The sequence below is a fragment of the Achromobacter sp. MYb9 genome (assembly GCF_002975275.1).
Taxonomy (GTDB): Bacteria; Pseudomonadota; Gammaproteobacteria; order Burkholderiales; family Burkholderiaceae_B; genus Achromobacter.
Genome location: NZ_PCOQ01000003.1, coordinates 53,070 through 70,163, shown reverse-complemented (window position 1 = coordinate 70,163; position 17,094 = coordinate 53,070). Strand labels below are relative to the sequence as shown.

Below are 17,094 nucleotides of genomic sequence, written 5' to 3'. Positions count from 1 at the left end.
ACAGACATGCAGCCGCCAGAGCGCCGCACCACGCGGGGACGGCCTCCCACCATCACTCGCGAGCGGATCGCCGATGCCGGCATCGCGTTGGGCCTGCCCAATATCACCTTTGTGGGCGTTGCGGCGGCGCTGGGCGTCAGCCACATGGCGCTCTACAAGCACGTGCCCAGCCTCCAGGAGCTCAAGCGCCTGGTCGCCGATGAGATCTTCAGCCGCTGGGAGATCCCCCAGGCCTGTAGCAACGGCGCCGGCGGGTTGAAGCAATACCTGACCCTGTTCGCCACGTCGGCAAGAGAGTTCGTGAAAGCCCACCCGGGCGTGACGCCCTACGTGATCCGCAGATTGGCGGCAACGCCGGCCATGCTTGCGAAAATAGACGGGCACCAGCGCCATATCGCCAGCGCGTACGGCATTTCAAAGGAACAGTCCCGAATCCTGCTGGCAACCGTGGCCTTCCACGGCCTGGCGGTAGCCGATACGGTGTACACGGTCGCGGGGAAAGAGCCGGTCGTGGACGAGGCGCGCGCCGCGGAAGAGTCAGAGATGGAAGTGGAGCTTGACCAGGGCATGCAGGCGCTGATCATCGGCCTGCTAAGCATGTTGGAAGAAGGTCCGGCGCAGCCGACTGATTAAGCGTAAAAGCGTTGACACCACCCGTGCCAATAGCAGTGATATGAGCAGCATCTCCCAATGACAATCAACACGAACCAGGGCCGCCTGCGCGGATGCCTTTTTGGCCTGTTGGTGGGCGACGCCCTAGGCGTTCCGTACGAATTCCACGGGCCGGAGTCCATCCCTTCGCCCCCCGACATCGAGATGGTGCCGCCCGCTGGCTTCGATCGAGCCCATGGCGGCGTCCCTGCGGGCACATGGAGCGATGACGGCGCGCAAGCGCTCGCTCTGTTGGATGCGCTATTGCAGGATGGGGATCTCGATCTCGACGCATTCGCAATCAATCTGCTTGACTGGGCCCGGCACGGGAAATTCACCCCGGACGGCAACGTCTTTGATATCGGATTGCAAACCCAGCGGGCATTTCAAGCGTTGGGTTCGGGCACCGCACCTGCCGTCGCCGGTCCCGCGGATGAACGTGACAATGGCAATGGGTCGTTGATGCGATGCTTGTCAGTGGTGATGGTGGCGTCGTCGCGGGAGAATGCGATTCGCCTGTCCATGAAGCAGAGCTTGATCACGCACGGACACCTACGCGCGCAATTGTGCTGCGCGCTGTGTTGCCTGACGGCCATGGGCATTCTGGAAGGGCAGTCGGCGCCCGATGCCGTTCGCGCGGCGGAAGATGAATTGCTGGGACGTTATGCCGGCCTGGCGGAAGAAGCTGAGTTGAAGATCGTACTGGACGGCCGTTTCGATCCACCTCAAGGCTCCGGCTATGTGGTCGACAGCTTCTGGTCGGCCATTCATTGCCTGTTATCGACCGGCAGCTACGAAGGACTGCAAAAGTCATGCCGATCCCGCCAACCGTACCTGTATCAATTCCAGCAGCGCCCGAACACGCGCAGTCACGGAATGGCGATGGCTGTATGCCCCTAGCAATTGCAGGGGGGCGGGACACAGGTCCAGTGGTACCTCGAGCAATCGACCCGTAGCAAGGTCTTCCTGGCAGGGATAGGCCGCCACAATCGCGAAGCCGATACCTTGGCGTGCGCCTGCCACGGCCAACTCTCCGCTGTTGACGCGGTACCGGCTGCGTACCGGCACCTTGACGATTTCGCCGGCGGCGTCCTGAAACTGCCAGGGCTGGCCCTTCAGCGCACTGAGGGTAGTGATACAGGGTAGAGACTTCAGCTCGCGAACATGGCGTGGCATGCCGGTCCTGGCCAGCAAGGAGGGGGCGGCAACCACGATGCTGGGCAGTGTGGCGAGTTCGCGGGTGATGAAGGCACTGTCCTCTTGATGGCCCCGGTGAAAGACGATGGAAAGGTCAACGTCCTCTCGAAGCACATCCAGTCCGGTCATCCGGGTATCGCATTCCAGTTCGATGCCTGGATGGAGGCTACAGAATTCGGCGAGGATGGGGGCCAGCAGCCTTGGCGCTTCGCCGGGCATGCACATTTTCAAAGGACCCCGCAGTTCGCGCTGTACCGCACCAAGCTCTTCCTGCGTGGAGAGCAGAGTGTCGAGCAAGGGCTTGGCGCGTTCGTAGAGCAGCCGACCGGCTTCCGTCATACGCAGATGGCGGGTACTTCGTTCCAGCAAGCGTGTGCCGAGTTTACGTTCCAGGTTGGCAACGTGGCGGCTGACGTTGGATGAAGGGATAGCCAAAAGACGCGATGCGCCGGCAAAGCTCTGCTCATCAACAACTGCTGTATAGACGCGGACGGTATTCAGATCGAGCGCATCGCGCATTGATTATCCCGATTAAGGTATGAAATCGTCCCATTTTTGCATGCTAGTTCTCTGTTTTGACGAAATCTAAGATGCCATTTTGTTCGATGCGAGGTGATTAGCCCGCCATCGAGCACCGTATGGACAGGAGAGAATCAGCGTGGAAATTGGAATACTTGGCGGCGGCATCGCGGGCCTGAGCGTGGCATTGGCTTTGCGCAAGCGAGGTTACAGCCCTCGGGTCTATGAGCGCCGGACGGAGCCGGCAACCATGGGGGCCGGCGTGACGCTTTGGCCGAATGCCAGCTTTGTGCTGGAAGAACTGGGGCTGTTGCAAGACATCGACGCCATTGGCGGTCGACCGCTGACAATGCGCCGCCAGGATGCTGCGGGCAATGCACTGGGAGGCCTCGATATTGCCTTGCTGGACCGGACGATGGGATACCCGACCTACACGGTGCTACGCCGGCACTTGCAGGAGGTGTTACTAGATCATGTAGCCCGGGCCGGGATACCGGTGGAGTTCGGACACCGGGCGGCGGGTATTGAGCTGGATGCCAATGGCAAGGCTGTGGCCCATTTCGAGAATGGTGCGAGCATCCGCCCGGATCTGCTCATTGGCGCCGACGGCCGCATGGATTCCGTGGCTCGCAAGTTTGTCGCGGGTGACAACACCCCTGTCTATCAGGGCTTCGTGAACTGGATTGGCGTAGCGCAGGGGCAGCATGCGCTGGTGGACGACATTTCGATTCGGGATTTCTGGGGGGCTGGCGAGCGCTTTGGTTGCGTCGCGATTCGCCCCCAACTGGTGTATTGGGCTGCAGCCCAGGTTCGGCCCCTATCGGAAGCCATACCGACTGCAGATATACGCAAGGAGGTCGAAGATCTGTTCGCGGGATGGCCCGAACCGGTCGCGCATATTATCCGTGCCACGCCCGCAAATGCCATCCGGCTGATTGCGGTGCATGACCTGGAGCCGCTGCATACGTGGAGTCGGGCGAATGTACTTCTGGTTGGGGACGCCGCACACGCGCCGTTGCCGACGTCGGGGCAAGGGGCCTGCCAGGCGTTGGAGGATGCGTGGCATTTGGTCCGGTGCCTGGATGGCGCAAGCGGCAACCTGGATGAGGCCTTTCGGGCGTTCACGAAGATCCGCAGCCCCAAAACTGCAAAGCTGGCGGAGCAAGGTCGGGTCTTCGCTCGCGGGCTATTCGCCACCGATCCTGAAATCTGCCGCATGCGCAACGAGCGGGCCAAGGCGTCCGATCCCGTGCGTGACGTGCAGGTCTTGACCGCCGGATGGGGGCAGGGTCTGCCAATGCCAGGCTGCAGCGACAGCACGCCAGCGCAAGGCGGAGGCTTCGGTAGCCTGTACCGTATTGAATGACGTGCGCTGGGGGCGATCATCCGACGATCGGAGCGGAAACCGATCGCCCCTGGCGAAGGCGTTCAGGCGCTCAGGAAGCGAATGACTTCGGCCCAATCGTTCGTCGACAGGGCGACGTCCTCGAAGTCGCCAGCTTCCTCGTCGTAGCGAGAAACGCAGTAGCGCTGGCTCCTGCCGGATGCGCGGTCGGCATAGTTGGCGTAGTCGACATACACTTTCAAAGTGCCCTCCTCGTTCTCGAATGAGGGAGCTGCGTCGATGTAGCTCGACGCGTCGAAATACCCTTCGGGTAGGGTGGGCAGGGTTGTTATGTCGAAGTCGGGAAACTCGCGACGCAGTCGTTCAAGGTTCATAAGGGAAGCATGTTGAGGCTGGAAGCCTGATATTTTACGTTGCTCAGCGTCGTCAGTCGCACGATGTCCCCCTAAATGCTTCTGACTAAATAGGGTCAGTGCTTTTTCGGCGAAAACCGGACGCCCTCTCTGCGCCTCGACGAAATTACCGCTTCGGGGCGGGAGCGGGCTTGCGCTTCACAAACACAAGTTCGGGGTCGTTGTCATCCAGATTTTCAATCCAACCGCTTTCGACAAAGCCAAGCCGCTTGAGCAATTGGCGCATCGCGATGTTCGACGTATTTGTCGACGTGAACAATTTTCCTGCGCATTGCGACTCCAGCGCGGTCATGATTGCTGTAGCCACCCCACGGCGACGTGCCGAGACCTTGACGACGATCAGCGGGACGAAGTTGTTTTCGAAAAAGGACTTGTTTAGTACCCCGTAACCGATCAGCGCCGAAGCACCCATCGCTTCTACTGCGACCCAGCATTGGCCAGCGGCCACCGCATCGGCGATAAACACCCTCCTACCCAGTTCGTGCTTGGCAATCGGATCCTGCTCAATGATCGAATCGATGTCTTCACGAGAGGCGGGTCGGACGTTCATTTGGGAGAACATAGTGGCCACATATCAGAATGGAAGAGCGGTGAGTCTACCCGGCATGTTGTGATGCTCGGCGACCCAGTAACGTTTGAAGCCGTGCTTCTCAACGTGGCGGGCCAGTGCGAGTGCGCCATCCATAGTGTCCGAGAACGTTCGACCTTCGCCGATCATCATCAGGTCAAGTACCGATATTGCTGTCATTTCCTTCGTTCCTCATGTGGTGAATTTGATTCCTAGCAACCTATGACCTGCAGAGCTCATCGCGCAGCCGCCAGTGCCCCCCGGGATTCACGCTTGCTGTCGCGCCGATCCAGAGCTCCGGAGATTACGGCGAACCCCAGTGCGATCAATGACAGCACACCACCTGCCCAGTTCGGGGCGACTAGGCCAAGGCCAGCACTGATGACCCATCCTCCAACCCAAGCGCCAATGGCGTTGCCAAGGTTGAAAAGGCCGATGTTGACGGCGGCGGCCAGCGTTGGCGCACCGGCGGCTTTGGCTTTATCCAAGACCAGCTTCTGTATCGGCGAGACCGTCGCGAAGCCGAACCCTGCCATCAGCGTGATGCAGATGACCGAGAGCCACTGGTTGACCGCAGCGAAGCTGAAGAAGAAGAGCACCACGGACTGGCCCAGGAGAGTTATGTACAGAAGTGGCATCAACGCCTTGTCCGCGAACTTGCCGCCCAGCGAGTTGCCCAGGAACAAGCCCACGCCGAAGGCGGCCATGAGCCACACCACTGCACTTTCCGAGAAGCCAGCGACACCGGTCATCATCGGAGCGATGTAAGTGATGGACGTAAAGAATGCCGCAGGCCCGAACACTGTGATGCCCATGGCGAGCAGCACACGGCTGTTCTTGAACGCTGCGAGTTCCTTCTTGACCGGCGGCGCCTTGACAGCCTTGGTTTTCGGAACCAGGAAGCACACTGCCAGTAGCGCGACGATACCGATGGCGGTGATGGCATAGAAGGTAGCCCGCCACGAGACGAATTGGCTCAACCACGTGCCAGCAGGCACGCCGATCAAGGTCGCCAGAGCCATGCCCGAAAACATGAAGGCAATGGCGCTCACACGCTTGTTCGGAGCCACGAGATCAGCTGCCAGGATCGACCCCACCCCGATGAACGCACCGTGGGTCAAGGACGTCACGATCCGACCAATCATCGCCAGACCCAGGCTTGGTGCCGCAGCGGTGATCAGGTTGCCTACGACGAACAACACCATCAGGCTGATCATCATGGCTTTACGCGGCAACTTGCCGCCCAAGACAATCAACAGCGGAGCACCGAAAAACACGCCCAGCGCGTAGGCTGTGGCCAGTTGTCCGGCTTGAGGAATAGAGACGCCGAATTCAGCAGCGATCGAGGGCAGCAGCCCGGCGATCACAAACTCGGTGGTGCCGATGCCGAAGGCACCAATGGCAAGGGCCCAAATAGCGAGGGGCATGAAGTTCTCCAGCTAGGAAACGGAAGCGAGCCAGTACTTAACAGTGACGTCGGTCGTCAAAAATCTGGCACTCTGATGCAGTTGTTATGCAACTCAGGGCGAATGTTAAAGTTGACATATAGATTGATAAACTCCTTCTATGGAGTATGTCTGTAGAGTTTTTGTCAACAATATGGGCTTTTTTATGCTTCCTCTGGAGCCACTCAGTGGCATCGCGACATTCGTGGTTTCTGCTCAATCGGTGAGCTTTACTGAGGCCGCAGAGCGGCTCGGGATTTCCAAGTCCGCAGTGGGTAAATCAATTGCCAGGCTGGAAGAGCGGCTGGGCGTAAAGCTCTTCCATCGCACCACGCGCAAGCTCACCTTGTCAGCCGATGGGCAGGCTTACTTCGCCGCCTGCTCCGCCGCTCTAAACGAAATCACTGCGGCCGAGGCTGCGCTCACATCGGGGGGTAAAAACCCCTCGGGGCGACTGCGAATCGACATGCCGGTGGCGTTTGGCCGAAAGGTCATGTTGCCGATTCTGCTAAAGATCGGACGTAAGTACCCAGCGCTAGAGTTCACGCTCACCTTCACCGACCGGCTTGTCGACCCTATCGAAGAGGGTATCGATCTAGCCATCCGCTTCGGGGATCCCAAAGATTCCACGGGATTGGTAGCGCGACGGTTGACGGCGCAAAGATGGGCGATCTGCGCTTCTCCGACCTACCTGCGACAGAATCCACCTCCCCAACATCTTGATGAAGTGCAGAACCATCATGGCATCGTCGGGTACCGCTCCGGACAGCCGCTGTCCTGGCGGGTCAATATTCATGGCGTTCCATCGCGTTTCGTGCCTCCGCCCACACACCAGATTGACGACGGGATCGCGATCATTGATGCTGCCATTGCAGGTCTGGGCTTATGCCAGATGCCATTGTCGCTATTGCAGGAACACCTTGATGCTGGCTCGTTGGTGACGGTGCTTGATGACTGTACCCAGGATCTGATCGAAGTCTATGCCGTATGGCCAGCTGCCTCTCACCTTCGCCCCAAGATCCGTTATGTCGTTGACGAGCTGATTGAGCTTGGCAGCCAAGGAATGCTCGATTAGTCCACTCATGTTTGCGGTGCCGATCACGGACTTACTGCTGACATAATCACCACAGAACCACAAACATGCACCACCGGTGCAGTGCCGGGAGAACCGCGAATCTGCCCCGATGGGCGAGACCGCTTCGGGTCGGAGCGGACGTTCACGATGGCCTCCTTCGGCCAGGCACGGTCGCAGGAGATCGGGGTCCGTATGGTGTGTAAAACGCATTCAAGAGCTATTTGTGCCAGAGGGGTAGTACCGGAATTTAGGTGCGCGCAGGGCATTGCTATTCGCCAAGATCGCAATGCCGGCTTGCGTTGTGGGCATCTGACACCCCTCGTGTCGCGCGAATAACGCCCGTCGCTTGCCGGATGCTATCTTGCCCTCTAAACGCAGAAGCCATTCAGACACAGTCAGCGTGCGAGCACATCCCACTTCGGGTCAAATGCGACGGCACTACCATCCAAACAAATTAGGGTTCACTGAACATGCTTACAGATATCCTGGTTGCCTCTACTGAAGACATCCCCGCGATTCTCTCTGGCGAGTCGGCCAACTGGCCAATCTTGAAGTTCAAAGCTTTGGACAACATGGTGCTGGCCGGACTATGGTCCGCGCTCGGCGGAACGACCGCGACAGAATTTGAAGGCGAAAAGCACCTTCGTGCGCACACGCAAGAGCGATGGGTCTTCGAGTTCCCAGAGGACTTTGTGCGCAGGCTTTCAGCCGCGCAGTCAGAAGCCATTCCAGGCATATCGGCTGTCTGGGCCAAACATGACGAAATGGTGCACATGGGCGCCGATGGGCCGGCCATCGAGCCGCTTGTTGAAGCTTTGACTAAGTTTGCTCGGGAAGCGACGAGCCAAGGGAAGCGTCTCTTCCTTTCGATGAGCCTCTAATCGAATGACTGCTTTCGGGAGAGTCGAAGGACTGCTTCGGGTCGGGAGCAGGCATCGAGGAAGGGTGTGCGGGTAAAGGCTCAGCGTCCTCACATCTCAATTGTCATGCGACTGTGAACATACGGCTCGACCGGGCTTCGCTCAATTTCGCTGCCAGGGCTGCCGCAGACCGCAGGGGCAGTCGCGCAGAGTAAAGCAGGCCGAGTTGCAAATTCGGCCGCTTCCTCCGATTCGACTTGCACGCGCCGCTCTGCCGGCGGACGGCGGATCACAAACGATGTTGCAAGGACCGAAATAGCCAAGTCGCGATGGCGGTGATCTTGGCATCCCCATGCGGCATTCCCAACACTTGTAGTCCGAGCGGCAGGCTATCCACGGCCATGGCAGGTACGTTGATCGCAGGCGCGCCGAGCAGCGATGAGGCGCAGGCAAACGAGACGTCGCCGGTCGGATACTTGCTGTCCCGGATGTCTGCCGCCAAGGGCGCCGCCCCGCAGGCGTTCAGGCTCAACAACGCGTCGCATTGTGTGGCCAGAGCCGCCAGGCACTGGCGAGCGTGCTCCCGCAGCAGCAAGCATTCGCGGTACTCCGCCAAGCTCATGCCGCGGCCGCTTTCGAGTTGTCGCAACAAGCTGGGACCCAGCGTATTGGGATGGTTTTCAACAAGGTTGGCCAATGACCAGCGTTGCTCCCAGGCGATGAGCTTGAGCGATAGCGGCGCCGCTTGCGAGATAGCGCGCTCCAGCGCCTCGACCAGCGCCGAGTCGCCGCGCCGAATGATGGTCACGCCTTGCGCGGACAGCGTCTGCAGGCAGGCCTCGAATGCTTGGCGGGCTTCCGGTTCCGCACGCTCCCAACCCTCGGTTTCCAACGCGACCAAGCATCCGGGCTTCTGGGCGGCGGGAGGGTGCAGCGGCCCGTATAGGCCGGGGTGGCCAGGATCCCCACCCGAGCGCTGCGCAATTTCCGCAGCCGCTGCCCACATATCCTCGACGGAGTTGGCATGGACGCCGAGGTGGGCCTGGCTCAGCCCGAGTCGCTCGCCCCGATTGAGCGCTCCGAACGTCGGCTTCAATGCCCAATTGCCATTGAAGCTGGCAGGTCGCAGGACGGAACCCACGAGTTGCGAGCCGATGGCCATGGGCACCATGTTGGCGCCCACAACGGCGGCCGAGCCGCTCGACGAACCGCCCGGCGTGCGCAACGGATCGAACGCGTTGGTGGTTGGACCGGGATCGAGAAAGCCCAGCGCTGTGGTGACGGTCTTTCCCAGGATGATCGCGCCCGCATCGCGCAGCGCACGCACAACGGCGCTGTCATTCTTCGGAAAGTTGCCGTCAAAGGCAGCGCAGCCCATCTGCGTGGGCATGTCGCGAGTTTCAATCAGATCCTTGATGCCGACAGGCATGCCGTCGATAGCCGAGAGCGGACGGCCGTCGCGGTACCGCCGGGCGCTGGCGTCGGCCGCGGCGCGCGCGCCTGCCGGGTTCATTACCACCCAGCCCTTGAGCTGGCCTTCGCGCTCGGCAATCACGTTCAGGCAGCGTTCGAGATATTCCCGCGGACTGTCGCGGCGATCAACAAAGTTGGCGCGGGAATCATGAAAGGTCAGCGCGGCATGGGTGTTGGGATCGTAGGTCACGTTGTGTCTCCGGATAGGCTTATTCACTGCTCTTGATGCCGAGCGTACGGATCAATGCGCCCCATCGAGCGTATTCAGCGCGGAAAAACGCATCAAATTGTGAAGGCGAACTGGGTTGCACCAGCAGATTCACGCCCTTCAAACGTTCCTGAATGCCCGGTTCGGCCAGGACGTCGTTCAAGTCACGGTTGATTTTTTGCTTGAGATCGTCCGGCAGGCCGGCGGGCGCGAACAAGCCGTACCAGGCCTCCAAGCGAAGCTCGGGCAGACCGGCCTCGGCGGCGGTGGGGACGTCGGGCAAGGCATCCAGCCTCTGCGCAGACGCCACGGCATAGGCCCTGAGCTTGCCGCCCTTCACATGGTTGATGACGTTGCCCGAGGCGAATTGCACCAACAGGTCGACTTCGCCGCCGATGGCTGCCATCGAAGCCTCAAGCGCGCCCCGATAAGGCACGTGCATTACGTCTACGCCGGCCTCGCGCTTGAATATCTCGGAGAACAGCTGCAGCGAAGATCCTGAGCCATTGGAGGCATAGGTGTATCGACCCGGACTGGCGCGAAAACGTTCGATCAGCGTGCGCAGATCGGGATCGTCGATGCCAGGGCGGGTCAGGATCAGCACCGGCAGGCTGCCGATCTTGCCGATCCGCGCCAACCCATTCTCTACATCCAGCTTGGCGTTGGGATTCAAGGCAGGCAGCGTGGCCAGTTCATTGAAAGTCAGCATCAAGGTGTAGCCGTCCGGTTTCGCTCGGACAACATAGTCGGAGCCGATGAGCGTGCCCGCGCCGGGCTTGTTTTCGACCACGACGGCCTGGCCCCAGCGTTGCGCGAGCCTGGGGCCGATCAGTCGAGCCAGGATGTCGGCAGTGCCTCCTGGCGTGGTCGGCACCACGATGCTGACGGGGCGCTGCGGATAGTCGGCGGCGGAAGCAGGCCAGCCCAACACCGCGGCGCCGCAAAAGGCAGCGATTCCGATCAATCGAACCAGCGTTTTGGACATGGATTTCCCCTTGTGGTTGTTCTTGGCCGCGAAGACAAGCGGCCGTGCCATCTTGGGCTTTCGCGGGCCATGGTTCAAACGACTTTATCTATGGCACACTTAACTTATTGTTAATCGAAACTCTGAAATGACTGCCCTGCCCCCGCTGAACGCGCTGCGCTGTTTTGAGGTCGTGGGCCGCCTGGGCAGCATCACTGGCGCGGCGACGGAACTCAGCGTGACGCCCGCCGCCGTAAGCCGCCAAATCCGCCTGCTTGAAGAACACCTGGGGCTGCGGCTGTTCTTTCGCCAGCACCGCCGCATCGTGCTCACGCCGATTGGCGCGGCGTATCACGCAGATATCGCGCGCTGTTTTGGCGGGTTGCAACGCGCGACGTCGGCGCTGGGCGAGCGCTCGCGCCGACGCCAGTTCGTCATCAAGGCGCCGCATAGCGTCGCCATGCGCTGGTTACTGCCGCGCCTCTCGGGGTTCCATCGCCAATATCCCGACATCGATGTCAAGCTCCATACGTCAGTAGATCCACCGGACTTCGAGCGCGAGGAAGTGGATGCCGGCATCTGCATGGGAGACGGCCACTGGCGCGGCCTGCTCAGCTACAAGCTGATGGTCAATGAGTTGCTTCCGGTATGTATCCCCGACAAGGGCGCTCGCCTGCGCAGGCCCGCCGATCTGAAGCGCGAAATCCTGCTGCATACGCTGGCACGCCCCGACTATTGGGAGATCTGGCTACGGGCGGCCGGCCTGGCAGAGATCGATGTCTCGCGCGGCCTGCGCTACGAATCGTCGGCATTGGCCTATGAAGCCGCGCTGGAGGGGTTTGGCGTTGCCATCGCGCAAAAGACCCTCGTGCAGAAAGAACTGGACGAAGGGCGTCTGGTCGCACCGTTCGATCTAAGCGTGGATCTGGACGCGCAGACCTATTACTTCGTCCTGCCGCCGGAGGACTATAGGCAGCCATCGCCCGAGCTCTCGCAGTTTCGCCTTTGGGTAGCATCCTGCGCGATTTGAACGTCCGCACGCTGTCCGCCCGCCCAGATCAGGCGAGCGGCGGGCTACAGGAACCCGATCCATCTGCCCGCTACCAGGCAGCCAGTCCATAGCAGCAGCGAGACCGCGGCCTGGCAGCGCAACGCGCCGGATGGGCGCCCCCCCTCCTGCAATACCTGTCCCCATGCCCCGCCCCGGCGCACGAGCCAGGCGTTGATGGCGCCCGCGCCCAACAAGCCCATCTTCACTATGAATGCCGGATTCTCCAGATATTCCTGCGGACGCACGGTGAACAACGTGGCGCCGGTCAGTACGGCCAGCGCAAGGCCAACCGCGGCCGTGCGCGCCAGCACAGGCGCCAGGACCGCCAAGGAATTGGGCTTAATGACACCGAGCAGCCGCAGGTCCAGCGGAACGATCGAACCGATCAACAGGCCGATGGCGCCGATATGGGCAGCGTTGACCAGAAGATAGAGCGTTCCGGATCGTCGTAGCCACAGCGCCGGCGGCAACGCCGTAAGCTGTTCCAGGGCCAGCCGAAGCAGTTCGGGCATGGCTGAAGGCCGTGCGGGTCAGGGTTTCTTAATGCGGCTGGGGTAGATGTCGTACGTCTTGCCGCCCACCATGATCTGGACGGCCTTCATGCGCTTGGCGCCGGCGTCCTGGTCGCGGTTGCCAATGGCGGTGATGGTGTCGCCCGGCTTGGCGGAACCCTCGACGAATCCCGCTTCCTTCGTCTGGGTGGGATTGCCCAGTTCGACCACCCAGACACCGTCATTGGCTCGCACCCGCAACGTGGGATGAGGCGGCGCGACCTGCACCTGCTCGACCGTGCCTTGCAAGGTCATCTGTTCGGATTCCGCCCATGACCAGCCGTGATGCGCCATGGCCGCGGGAGGCACTGCCGACAGCGCGGATAGCGCCAGCCCTGCCAATAACACGCGTTTGGATAGCTTCATGTCGATGCTCCTGGGTTGCGGTTGGGGTGCCGCCATGGCCCGGCGCTGCAGCGTGGCGGCCAGCGAGGCAAGCATAGCAGCGGGACAGCGGTTCCTGCCACGCACAGTGGCTATCCCCGCCCCCCAGCGCGAACCCGAGCGCGGATTGCGCGGGACTCACATCGGCTTTAAATCCACTTCCTTGGCAATCTTGCCGAATGCCTCAAGGTCCGCCCTGACGCGTTGGCTCGTATCGGCGGGCGTGGAAGCGCGAGGGATCATGGCCAGGTCCAAAAGGCGCTGCTTCATCTCGGGCTTGGCGAACTCCCGAGCGATCGCCGCCTGGATCTTTTCAACAATGGCGTCCGGGGTGCCCTTGGGCGCCGCCAGGCCGAACCAGGCCACGGCGGAAAATCCCGGCATCCCGGCTTCCGGCGCGGTAGGCACGTCCGGCAGCGCCGCCACGCGCTCGGGATTCGTGACGAACAGCGGCCGCACCTTGCCTGCCTTGATGAACGGGGTCTGCACGCCGGTGTTGTCCAGCACGGCGTCAATATGGCCGCCCAGCAGGTCGTTCATCGCCGGGCTGCTTCCCTTGTAGGGCACGATGTTGATCTGGATGCCCGCCGCGCGGGCGAACATCAGCTGCGTCAGATGCTGCTGGGTTCCCAGGCCGGCGTTTCCGAACGTGATCTTGTTGGGATTGCGGCGGCCGTAATCGATGAATTCCTGCAGCGTTTTCGCGGGAAACGCGTTGTTCGTCACCACGACGAAAGGCAGGTCCACCAGCACCGTGATCTGCTTGAAATCCTCCAGGGGCTTGTAGCGCAGCTTGTAAACGTAGGGGTTGACTGCCATCGTGCCGCTGGCGGTCAGGGCCAATGTGTAGCCGTCGGGCTCTGCCCTTGCCACATGCTCGGTGCCCAGCACGCCGCCAGCACCGGGCTTGGCTTCGACGATGACGGGCTGCCCCAGCTCGCTTTGCACCGCCTGGGCGGCAAAACGCGCCAGCATGTCGGCGGATCCGCCCGTGGCATACGGCAGGATGATGGTGATGGGCTTGCTGGGATAGTTGTCCGCAGCGGCCGCGGGCGAGGCAGCCAGGGCTGCGACACAGGCGGCGGCCAGAAACTTCAGGTTCTTTATCATCGATTGATTACCCAAGTTGCATGTGAACTGCGCAGGAACTCGGGCAAGGTTAAGCGGTACGATGTTATATGACCAATCAACAATTAAAATAAAACGTCATCAACATTACTGATAACGATGTGGGGATATCGTGCTCGACGCCATCGACCTGAACCTGCTGCGCATTTTTGACGCCGTCATGACCGAGCGCAACGTCACGCGGGCGGCGTTCAGCTTGCACATGACGCAGCCGGCGGTAAGCAACGCCATCAATCGGCTGCGCCTGACATTGAAAGACCCGTTGTTCATCAAGGTGCAGGGCGGCGTGCTGCCCACGCAGCGCGCCGAATTGCTCTGGCCCCCCATACGGGACGCCCTCGCCCGCATCGCCGAGACCCTGGAGCGCAACGAATTCGACCCTGCAAGTTCCGAGGCCGTGTTTCGGCTGGCCATGTCCGATTACGTGGCCGACCAGGTCATCCGGCCGCTGTTCGTAGAACAACAGATGGTGGCGCCAAACATCCGCATTCACCTGCACCCCTATTCGCTGGACAACACCGCCACGCTGCTGGACAAGGGCGAGGTCGATATGGCTGCGGGCGTGTACTCGAACTTCGGCTCGTCGCTGCGTACCCTGCCCCTTGAGACGCTGACTTATGTGTGCGCGATGCGCAAGGGACACCCGCTGTTGTCCTTGCCGCGTTTCACGCTGGATGACTTCCTGCGCGCTCGCCACCTGGTCGTCAGCTTGCTGGGCACCTCGGCGCTGGTCGACCACGAACTGGCCGCCCACGGCTACAAGCGCAATGCGGTGCTGACGATCAATCAATTCGCGCTGGCCCCGCGCCTGCTCGCCGAGACCGACCTGATTTGCGTGGTGCCGGTCAACGCGGTGCGCAACAGCCCGCACAGCCACCAGCTTGAAGCCATCGAAGCGCCCTTCCCGTTCATTCCGCGCACCGTCAACCTGATCTGGCACGAGCGTTCCGACAACCTGCCCTCGCACCGCTGGCTGCGTGAAGAAATCCTGAAGGTATGCAAGGCGCAAGGCATGTTGTTCGATCCCGCGCAGGGGGCCGAGTCGCACGCTTATTGAGCCGGCCTCATTCACGAATGTGATGATTATCAATGCAAATCTTTGATTAGAAGGAATGATGCAGCGTCGATAAGATGCGGGTCACCCTAGCATCGGCGCGCGTCCGCGCCGGCTTCCTGGAGACCAGCGTTGACCCAGACTGCATCCCTCCCCGGCGAGCGCCGTTTCCGCGTCGGCTTCGACGTGGGCGGAACCTTCACTGATTTCACCCTGTTGGCCGAGCATAGCGGCGAACTCTCGTACTTCAAGGTGCCCTCGACGCCGCATGACCCATCCGAGGCCATCCAGAGCGGCCTGGCGCACCTGATGCGCGAACATGGGATCTCGGGCGACGAGCTGGCGCACGTGGGCCACGGCACGACCGTGGCCACCAATATGGTGATCGAACGCCGCGGCTCGCGCTGCGCGCTGGTGACCACGCGCGGCTTTCGCGACGTGCTGGAGATCGGCCGGCAGACCCGTCCGCACCTGTACGACTACAACGTCATCAAGCCCGAGCCGCTGGCGCCGCGCGAGTGGCGCTTCGAGATCGGCGAGCGCATGGCCGCCGACGGCAGCGTGCTGCAGGCGCTGGACGAGGACGAGGTCGTCTCGGTTGCGCGCCAGCTCGCCGCCGCGCAGGTGGAAGCGGTCGCCATCTGTTTCATGCACAGCTACCGCAACGATGCCCACGAGCGCCGCACGCGTGAAATCCTGGCCGAACACCTGCCGGGCGTGTACCTGAGCGTATCCAGCGAAATCCTGCCGGAATTCCGGGAATATGAGCGCATGTCGACCACGGCGCTGAACGCCTACGTTGGCCCGCGCATGGCCGCCTACATGCGCAACCTGGTTGACTCGGTGCAAGGCATGGGCGTGCGGGTGCCTCCCACGACGGTGCATTCCAACGGCGGTTTGATGTCGGTGGAATCGGTGCTGACCGCGCCGGTGCGGACCTGCGTGTCCGGACCCGCCGCCGGGGTGATCGGCGCGGCCGAGCTTGGACGGGCGGCCGGTTTTCACAACCTGATCACGTTCGACGTAGGCGGCACCAGCACCGACGTGTCGCTGGTGGCCGAATTGCAGCCGCTGTTCACCTCCAGCCGCCTGGTGGCGGACTATCCGGTGAAGACCTTGATGGTCGACGTGCACGTCATCGGCGCGGGCGGCGGCAGCATCGCGCGCATCGACGATGCGGGCGCGCTGAAGGTGGGCCCGCAAAGCGCAGGCGCCGTGCCCGGGCCGATCGCCTACAACCGGGGGGGCACGGCCGTCACGCTGACGGATGCGCACGTCGTGCTGGGGCGCCTGAATCCCGTGGCGCTGCTTGAAGGCCGGATGGCCGTGCATGCCGAACGCGCGCGCGCCGCGCTTCAGGAACAAGTGGCCGGGCCGCTGGGCATCAGCCTCGAAGAAGCGGCCTACGGCATCCTGCGGATCGCCAACTCGAACATGGCCCGGGCGGTGCGCGCGGTGTCGACCGAGCGTGGCCACGACATCCGCAAGTTCGCGCTGTGCGCTTTCGGCGGCGCCGGCGGCCTGCACGCGGCCGAGCTGGCGCGCGACTGCGGCATCGGCACCCTGTTGATTCCGCAGGAGCCCGGCACGATGTGCGCGCGCGGCATTCTTCTGTCGGACATCTCCATGGACTTCGTCCAGACGCTGATGGCCAGCGCCAACGACGCGGGCTGGCAGGCGGTGCAGCAGGCGCTGGACACCTTGGCCGGCAAGGCGCGCGCGTGGCTGGCGGACGAAGGCGTGGGCGATTCCGCCCAGCGCCTGACGGCCGTCATCGATGCGCGCTACCAGGGCCAGAATTTTGAGATCCCGGTACCGCTGGAGGGCATGCGGCTGTTGCCGCTGGCCGATTTCGTGGCCGCCTTCAGCGCGGCCCACATCCGCGAGTATGGCTACGACGCCACCGGCCGATCGGTCGAAATCGTCAACTGCCGCGTGCGCGCGGTGGGCCTGGTGCCGCGCGCGCCCATCGCCCACGTGGCGGGCGGCGCCAGCCTGGCAGGCGCGGTCAAGGAGCGCCGCGCCGTCTACTTCGAAAACGCCGGCTGGGCCGACACGCCCGTCTATCGCCGCGCCCTGCTTCCGACGGGCGCCCCAGTCGACGGCCCCGCCGTCATCGAGGAAATGAGTTCGACCACCGTGATCCTGCCCGGCCAGCAAGCGCGCGCCGACGACTACGGCAACCTTGTCGTCACTCTCAACCCCTAA

At 62.1% G+C, this 17,094-nt stretch carries 18 protein-coding genes; 8 read left to right on the top strand and 10 right to left on the bottom strand.

All coding sequences use genetic code 11. From position 1 onward, the window contains the following. Positions 1-6 precede the first annotated feature (6 nt). Together CQ050_RS06785 and CQ050_RS06780 are read left to right on the top strand one after the other, a co-directional pair. On the top strand, positions 7-633 hold the full coding sequence (locus CQ050_RS06785; protein ID WP_105556047.1) for a TetR/AcrR family transcriptional regulator: 627 nt from the start codon (positions 7-9) through the stop codon (positions 631-633). Between the two features lie 57 nt (positions 634-690). Next, positions 691-1,551 (top strand): ADP-ribosylglycohydrolase family protein, encoded by an 861-nt coding sequence (locus tag CQ050_RS06780; protein WP_105556046.1) that lies wholly within the window; start codon positions 691-693, stop codon positions 1,549-1,551. On the opposite strand, the gene CQ050_RS06775 is transcribed toward CQ050_RS06780, so the two are convergent. Beyond that, the gene (locus CQ050_RS06775) at positions 1,462-2,367 is read right to left on the bottom strand and encodes a LysR family transcriptional regulator (RefSeq protein ID WP_105556045.1); all 906 of its coding nucleotides are present in this window, start codon (positions 2,365-2,367) and stop codon (positions 1,462-1,464) included. The genes CQ050_RS06780 and CQ050_RS06775 overlap by 90 nt on opposite strands. A 139-nt stretch (positions 2,368-2,506) precedes the next feature. On the opposite strand from CQ050_RS06775, the gene CQ050_RS06770 reads away from it, so the two are divergent. Beyond that, a complete protein-coding gene (locus tag CQ050_RS06770) occupies positions 2,507-3,733 on the top strand; it encodes an FAD-dependent monooxygenase (protein WP_105556044.1) in 1,227 nt (408 codons plus the stop codon). Positions 3,734-3,795: 62 nt separating this feature from the next. Here the strand turns inward: CQ050_RS06770 and CQ050_RS06765 are convergent, their stop codons facing one another. The 4 genes from CQ050_RS06765 to CQ050_RS06750 all read right to left on the bottom strand — a co-directional run bounded on the left by CQ050_RS06765 (position 3,796) and on the right by CQ050_RS06750 (position 6,120). Continuing rightward, entirely contained in the window at positions 3,796-4,086 is a 291-nt protein-coding gene (locus tag CQ050_RS06765; protein ID WP_105556043.1) for a hypothetical protein, read from the bottom strand. A 145-nt stretch (positions 4,087-4,231) separates the two neighbouring features. Next, a complete protein-coding gene (locus CQ050_RS06760; protein WP_233213837.1) occupies positions 4,232-4,675 on the bottom strand; it encodes a GNAT family N-acetyltransferase in 444 nt (147 codons plus the stop codon). 24 nt (positions 4,676-4,699) lie between these two features. Continuing rightward, the gene (locus tag CQ050_RS06755) at positions 4,700-4,873 is read right to left on the bottom strand and encodes an LLM class flavin-dependent oxidoreductase (protein WP_146121004.1); all 174 of its coding nucleotides are present in this window, start codon (positions 4,871-4,873) and stop codon (positions 4,700-4,702) included. Between the two features lie 56 nt (positions 4,874-4,929). Continuing rightward, complete coding sequence (locus CQ050_RS06750; protein ID WP_105556041.1) at positions 4,930-6,120, bottom strand: MFS transporter; 1,191 nt, start codon at positions 6,118-6,120, stop codon at positions 4,930-4,932. Between the two features lie 184 nt (positions 6,121-6,304). Here CQ050_RS06750 and CQ050_RS06745 point away from each other — a divergent pair, with 184 nt between their 5' ends. Both CQ050_RS06745 and CQ050_RS06740 read left to right on the top strand, forming a co-directional pair. Further along, complete coding sequence (locus CQ050_RS06745; protein ID WP_105556297.1) at positions 6,305-7,213, top strand: LysR substrate-binding domain-containing protein; 909 nt, start codon at positions 6,305-6,307, stop codon at positions 7,211-7,213. 470 nt (positions 7,214-7,683) lie between these two features. Then, positions 7,684-8,094, top strand: a complete 411-nt coding sequence (locus CQ050_RS06740; protein ID WP_105556040.1) for a hypothetical protein — start codon at positions 7,684-7,686, stop codon at positions 8,092-8,094. Positions 8,095-8,362: 268 nt separating this feature from the next. On the opposite strand, the gene CQ050_RS06735 is transcribed toward CQ050_RS06740, so the two are convergent. Together CQ050_RS06735 and CQ050_RS06730 are read right to left on the bottom strand one after the other, a co-directional pair. After that, a complete protein-coding gene (locus tag CQ050_RS06735) occupies positions 8,363-9,736 on the bottom strand; it encodes an amidase (protein ID WP_105556039.1) in 1,374 nt (457 codons plus the stop codon). 19 nt (positions 9,737-9,755) lie between these two features. After that, complete coding sequence (locus CQ050_RS06730) at positions 9,756-10,739, bottom strand: tripartite tricarboxylate transporter substrate binding protein (protein ID WP_105556296.1); 984 nt, start codon at positions 10,737-10,739, stop codon at positions 9,756-9,758. 127 nt (positions 10,740-10,866) lie between these two features. Here CQ050_RS06730 and gcvA point away from each other — a divergent pair, with 127 nt between their 5' ends. Further along, entirely contained in the window at positions 10,867-11,748 is an 882-nt protein-coding gene (gene gcvA / locus CQ050_RS06725) for a transcriptional regulator GcvA (protein WP_105556038.1), read from the top strand. Positions 11,749-11,792: 44 nt separating this feature from the next. On the opposite strand, the gene CQ050_RS06720 is transcribed toward gcvA, so the two are convergent. From CQ050_RS06720 to CQ050_RS06710, 3 genes are all read right to left on the bottom strand, one after another. Continuing rightward, positions 11,793-12,281 (bottom strand): DUF6644 family protein, encoded by a 489-nt coding sequence (locus tag CQ050_RS06720; protein ID WP_105556037.1) that lies wholly within the window; start codon positions 12,279-12,281, stop codon positions 11,793-11,795. A gap of 18 nt (positions 12,282-12,299) precedes the next feature. Then, a complete protein-coding gene (locus tag CQ050_RS06715; protein ID WP_105556295.1) occupies positions 12,300-12,686 on the bottom strand; it encodes a DUF6152 family protein in 387 nt (128 codons plus the stop codon). Positions 12,687-12,842: 156 nt separating this feature from the next. Next, positions 12,843-13,814: a tripartite tricarboxylate transporter substrate binding protein gene (locus tag CQ050_RS06710; RefSeq protein WP_105556036.1), complete on the bottom strand. Its 972-nt coding sequence runs from the start codon at positions 13,812-13,814 to the stop codon at positions 12,843-12,845. A gap of 130 nt (positions 13,815-13,944) precedes the next feature. On the opposite strand from CQ050_RS06710, the gene CQ050_RS06705 reads away from it, so the two are divergent. Next, the gene (locus tag CQ050_RS06705; protein WP_105556035.1) at positions 13,945-14,889 is read left to right on the top strand and encodes a LysR family transcriptional regulator; all 945 of its coding nucleotides are present in this window, start codon (positions 13,945-13,947) and stop codon (positions 14,887-14,889) included. Between the two features lie 129 nt (positions 14,890-15,018). Beyond that, on the top strand, positions 15,019-17,094 hold the full coding sequence (locus tag CQ050_RS06700; protein ID WP_105556034.1) for a hydantoinase/oxoprolinase family protein: 2,076 nt from the start codon (positions 15,019-15,021) through the stop codon (positions 17,092-17,094).

Excerpts from the sequence above, each read along its gene's own strand:
- CQ050_RS06785 (WP_105556047.1), top strand. The coding sequence starts at position 7 with ATGCAGCCGCCAGAGCGCCGCACCACGCGGGGACGGCCTCCCACCATC.
- CQ050_RS06780 (WP_105556046.1), top strand. The coding sequence starts at position 691 with ATGACAATCAACACGAACCAGGGCCGCCTGCGCGGATGCCTTTTTGGC.
- CQ050_RS06775 (WP_105556045.1), bottom strand. The coding sequence starts at position 2,367 with ATGCGCGATGCGCTCGATCTGAATACCGTCCGCGTCTATACAGCAGTT.
- CQ050_RS06765 (WP_105556043.1), bottom strand. The coding sequence starts at position 4,086 with ATGAACCTTGAACGACTGCGTCGCGAGTTTCCCGACTTCGACATAACA.
- CQ050_RS06760 (WP_233213837.1), bottom strand. The coding sequence starts at position 4,675 with ATGAACGTCCGACCCGCCTCTCGTGAAGACATCGATTCGATCATTGAG.
- CQ050_RS06755 (WP_146121004.1), bottom strand. The coding sequence starts at position 4,873 with ATGACAGCAATATCGGTACTTGACCTGATGATGATCGGCGAAGGTCGA.
- CQ050_RS06750 (WP_105556041.1), bottom strand. The coding sequence starts at position 6,120 with ATGCCCCTCGCTATTTGGGCCCTTGCCATTGGTGCCTTCGGCATCGGC.
- CQ050_RS06745 (WP_105556297.1), top strand. The coding sequence starts at position 6,305 with ATGCTTCCTCTGGAGCCACTCAGTGGCATCGCGACATTCGTGGTTTCT.
- CQ050_RS06740 (WP_105556040.1), top strand. The coding sequence starts at position 7,684 with ATGCTTACAGATATCCTGGTTGCCTCTACTGAAGACATCCCCGCGATT.
- CQ050_RS06730 (WP_105556296.1), bottom strand. The coding sequence starts at position 10,739 with ATGTCCAAAACGCTGGTTCGATTGATCGGAATCGCTGCCTTTTGCGGC.
- gcvA (WP_105556038.1), top strand. The coding sequence starts at position 10,867 with ATGACTGCCCTGCCCCCGCTGAACGCGCTGCGCTGTTTTGAGGTCGTG.
- CQ050_RS06720 (WP_105556037.1), bottom strand. The coding sequence starts at position 12,281 with ATGCCCGAACTGCTTCGGCTGGCCCTGGAACAGCTTACGGCGTTGCCG.
- CQ050_RS06715 (WP_105556295.1), bottom strand. The coding sequence starts at position 12,686 with ATGAAGCTATCCAAACGCGTGTTATTGGCAGGGCTGGCGCTATCCGCG.
- CQ050_RS06710 (WP_105556036.1), bottom strand. The coding sequence starts at position 13,814 with ATGATAAAGAACCTGAAGTTTCTGGCCGCCGCCTGTGTCGCAGCCCTG.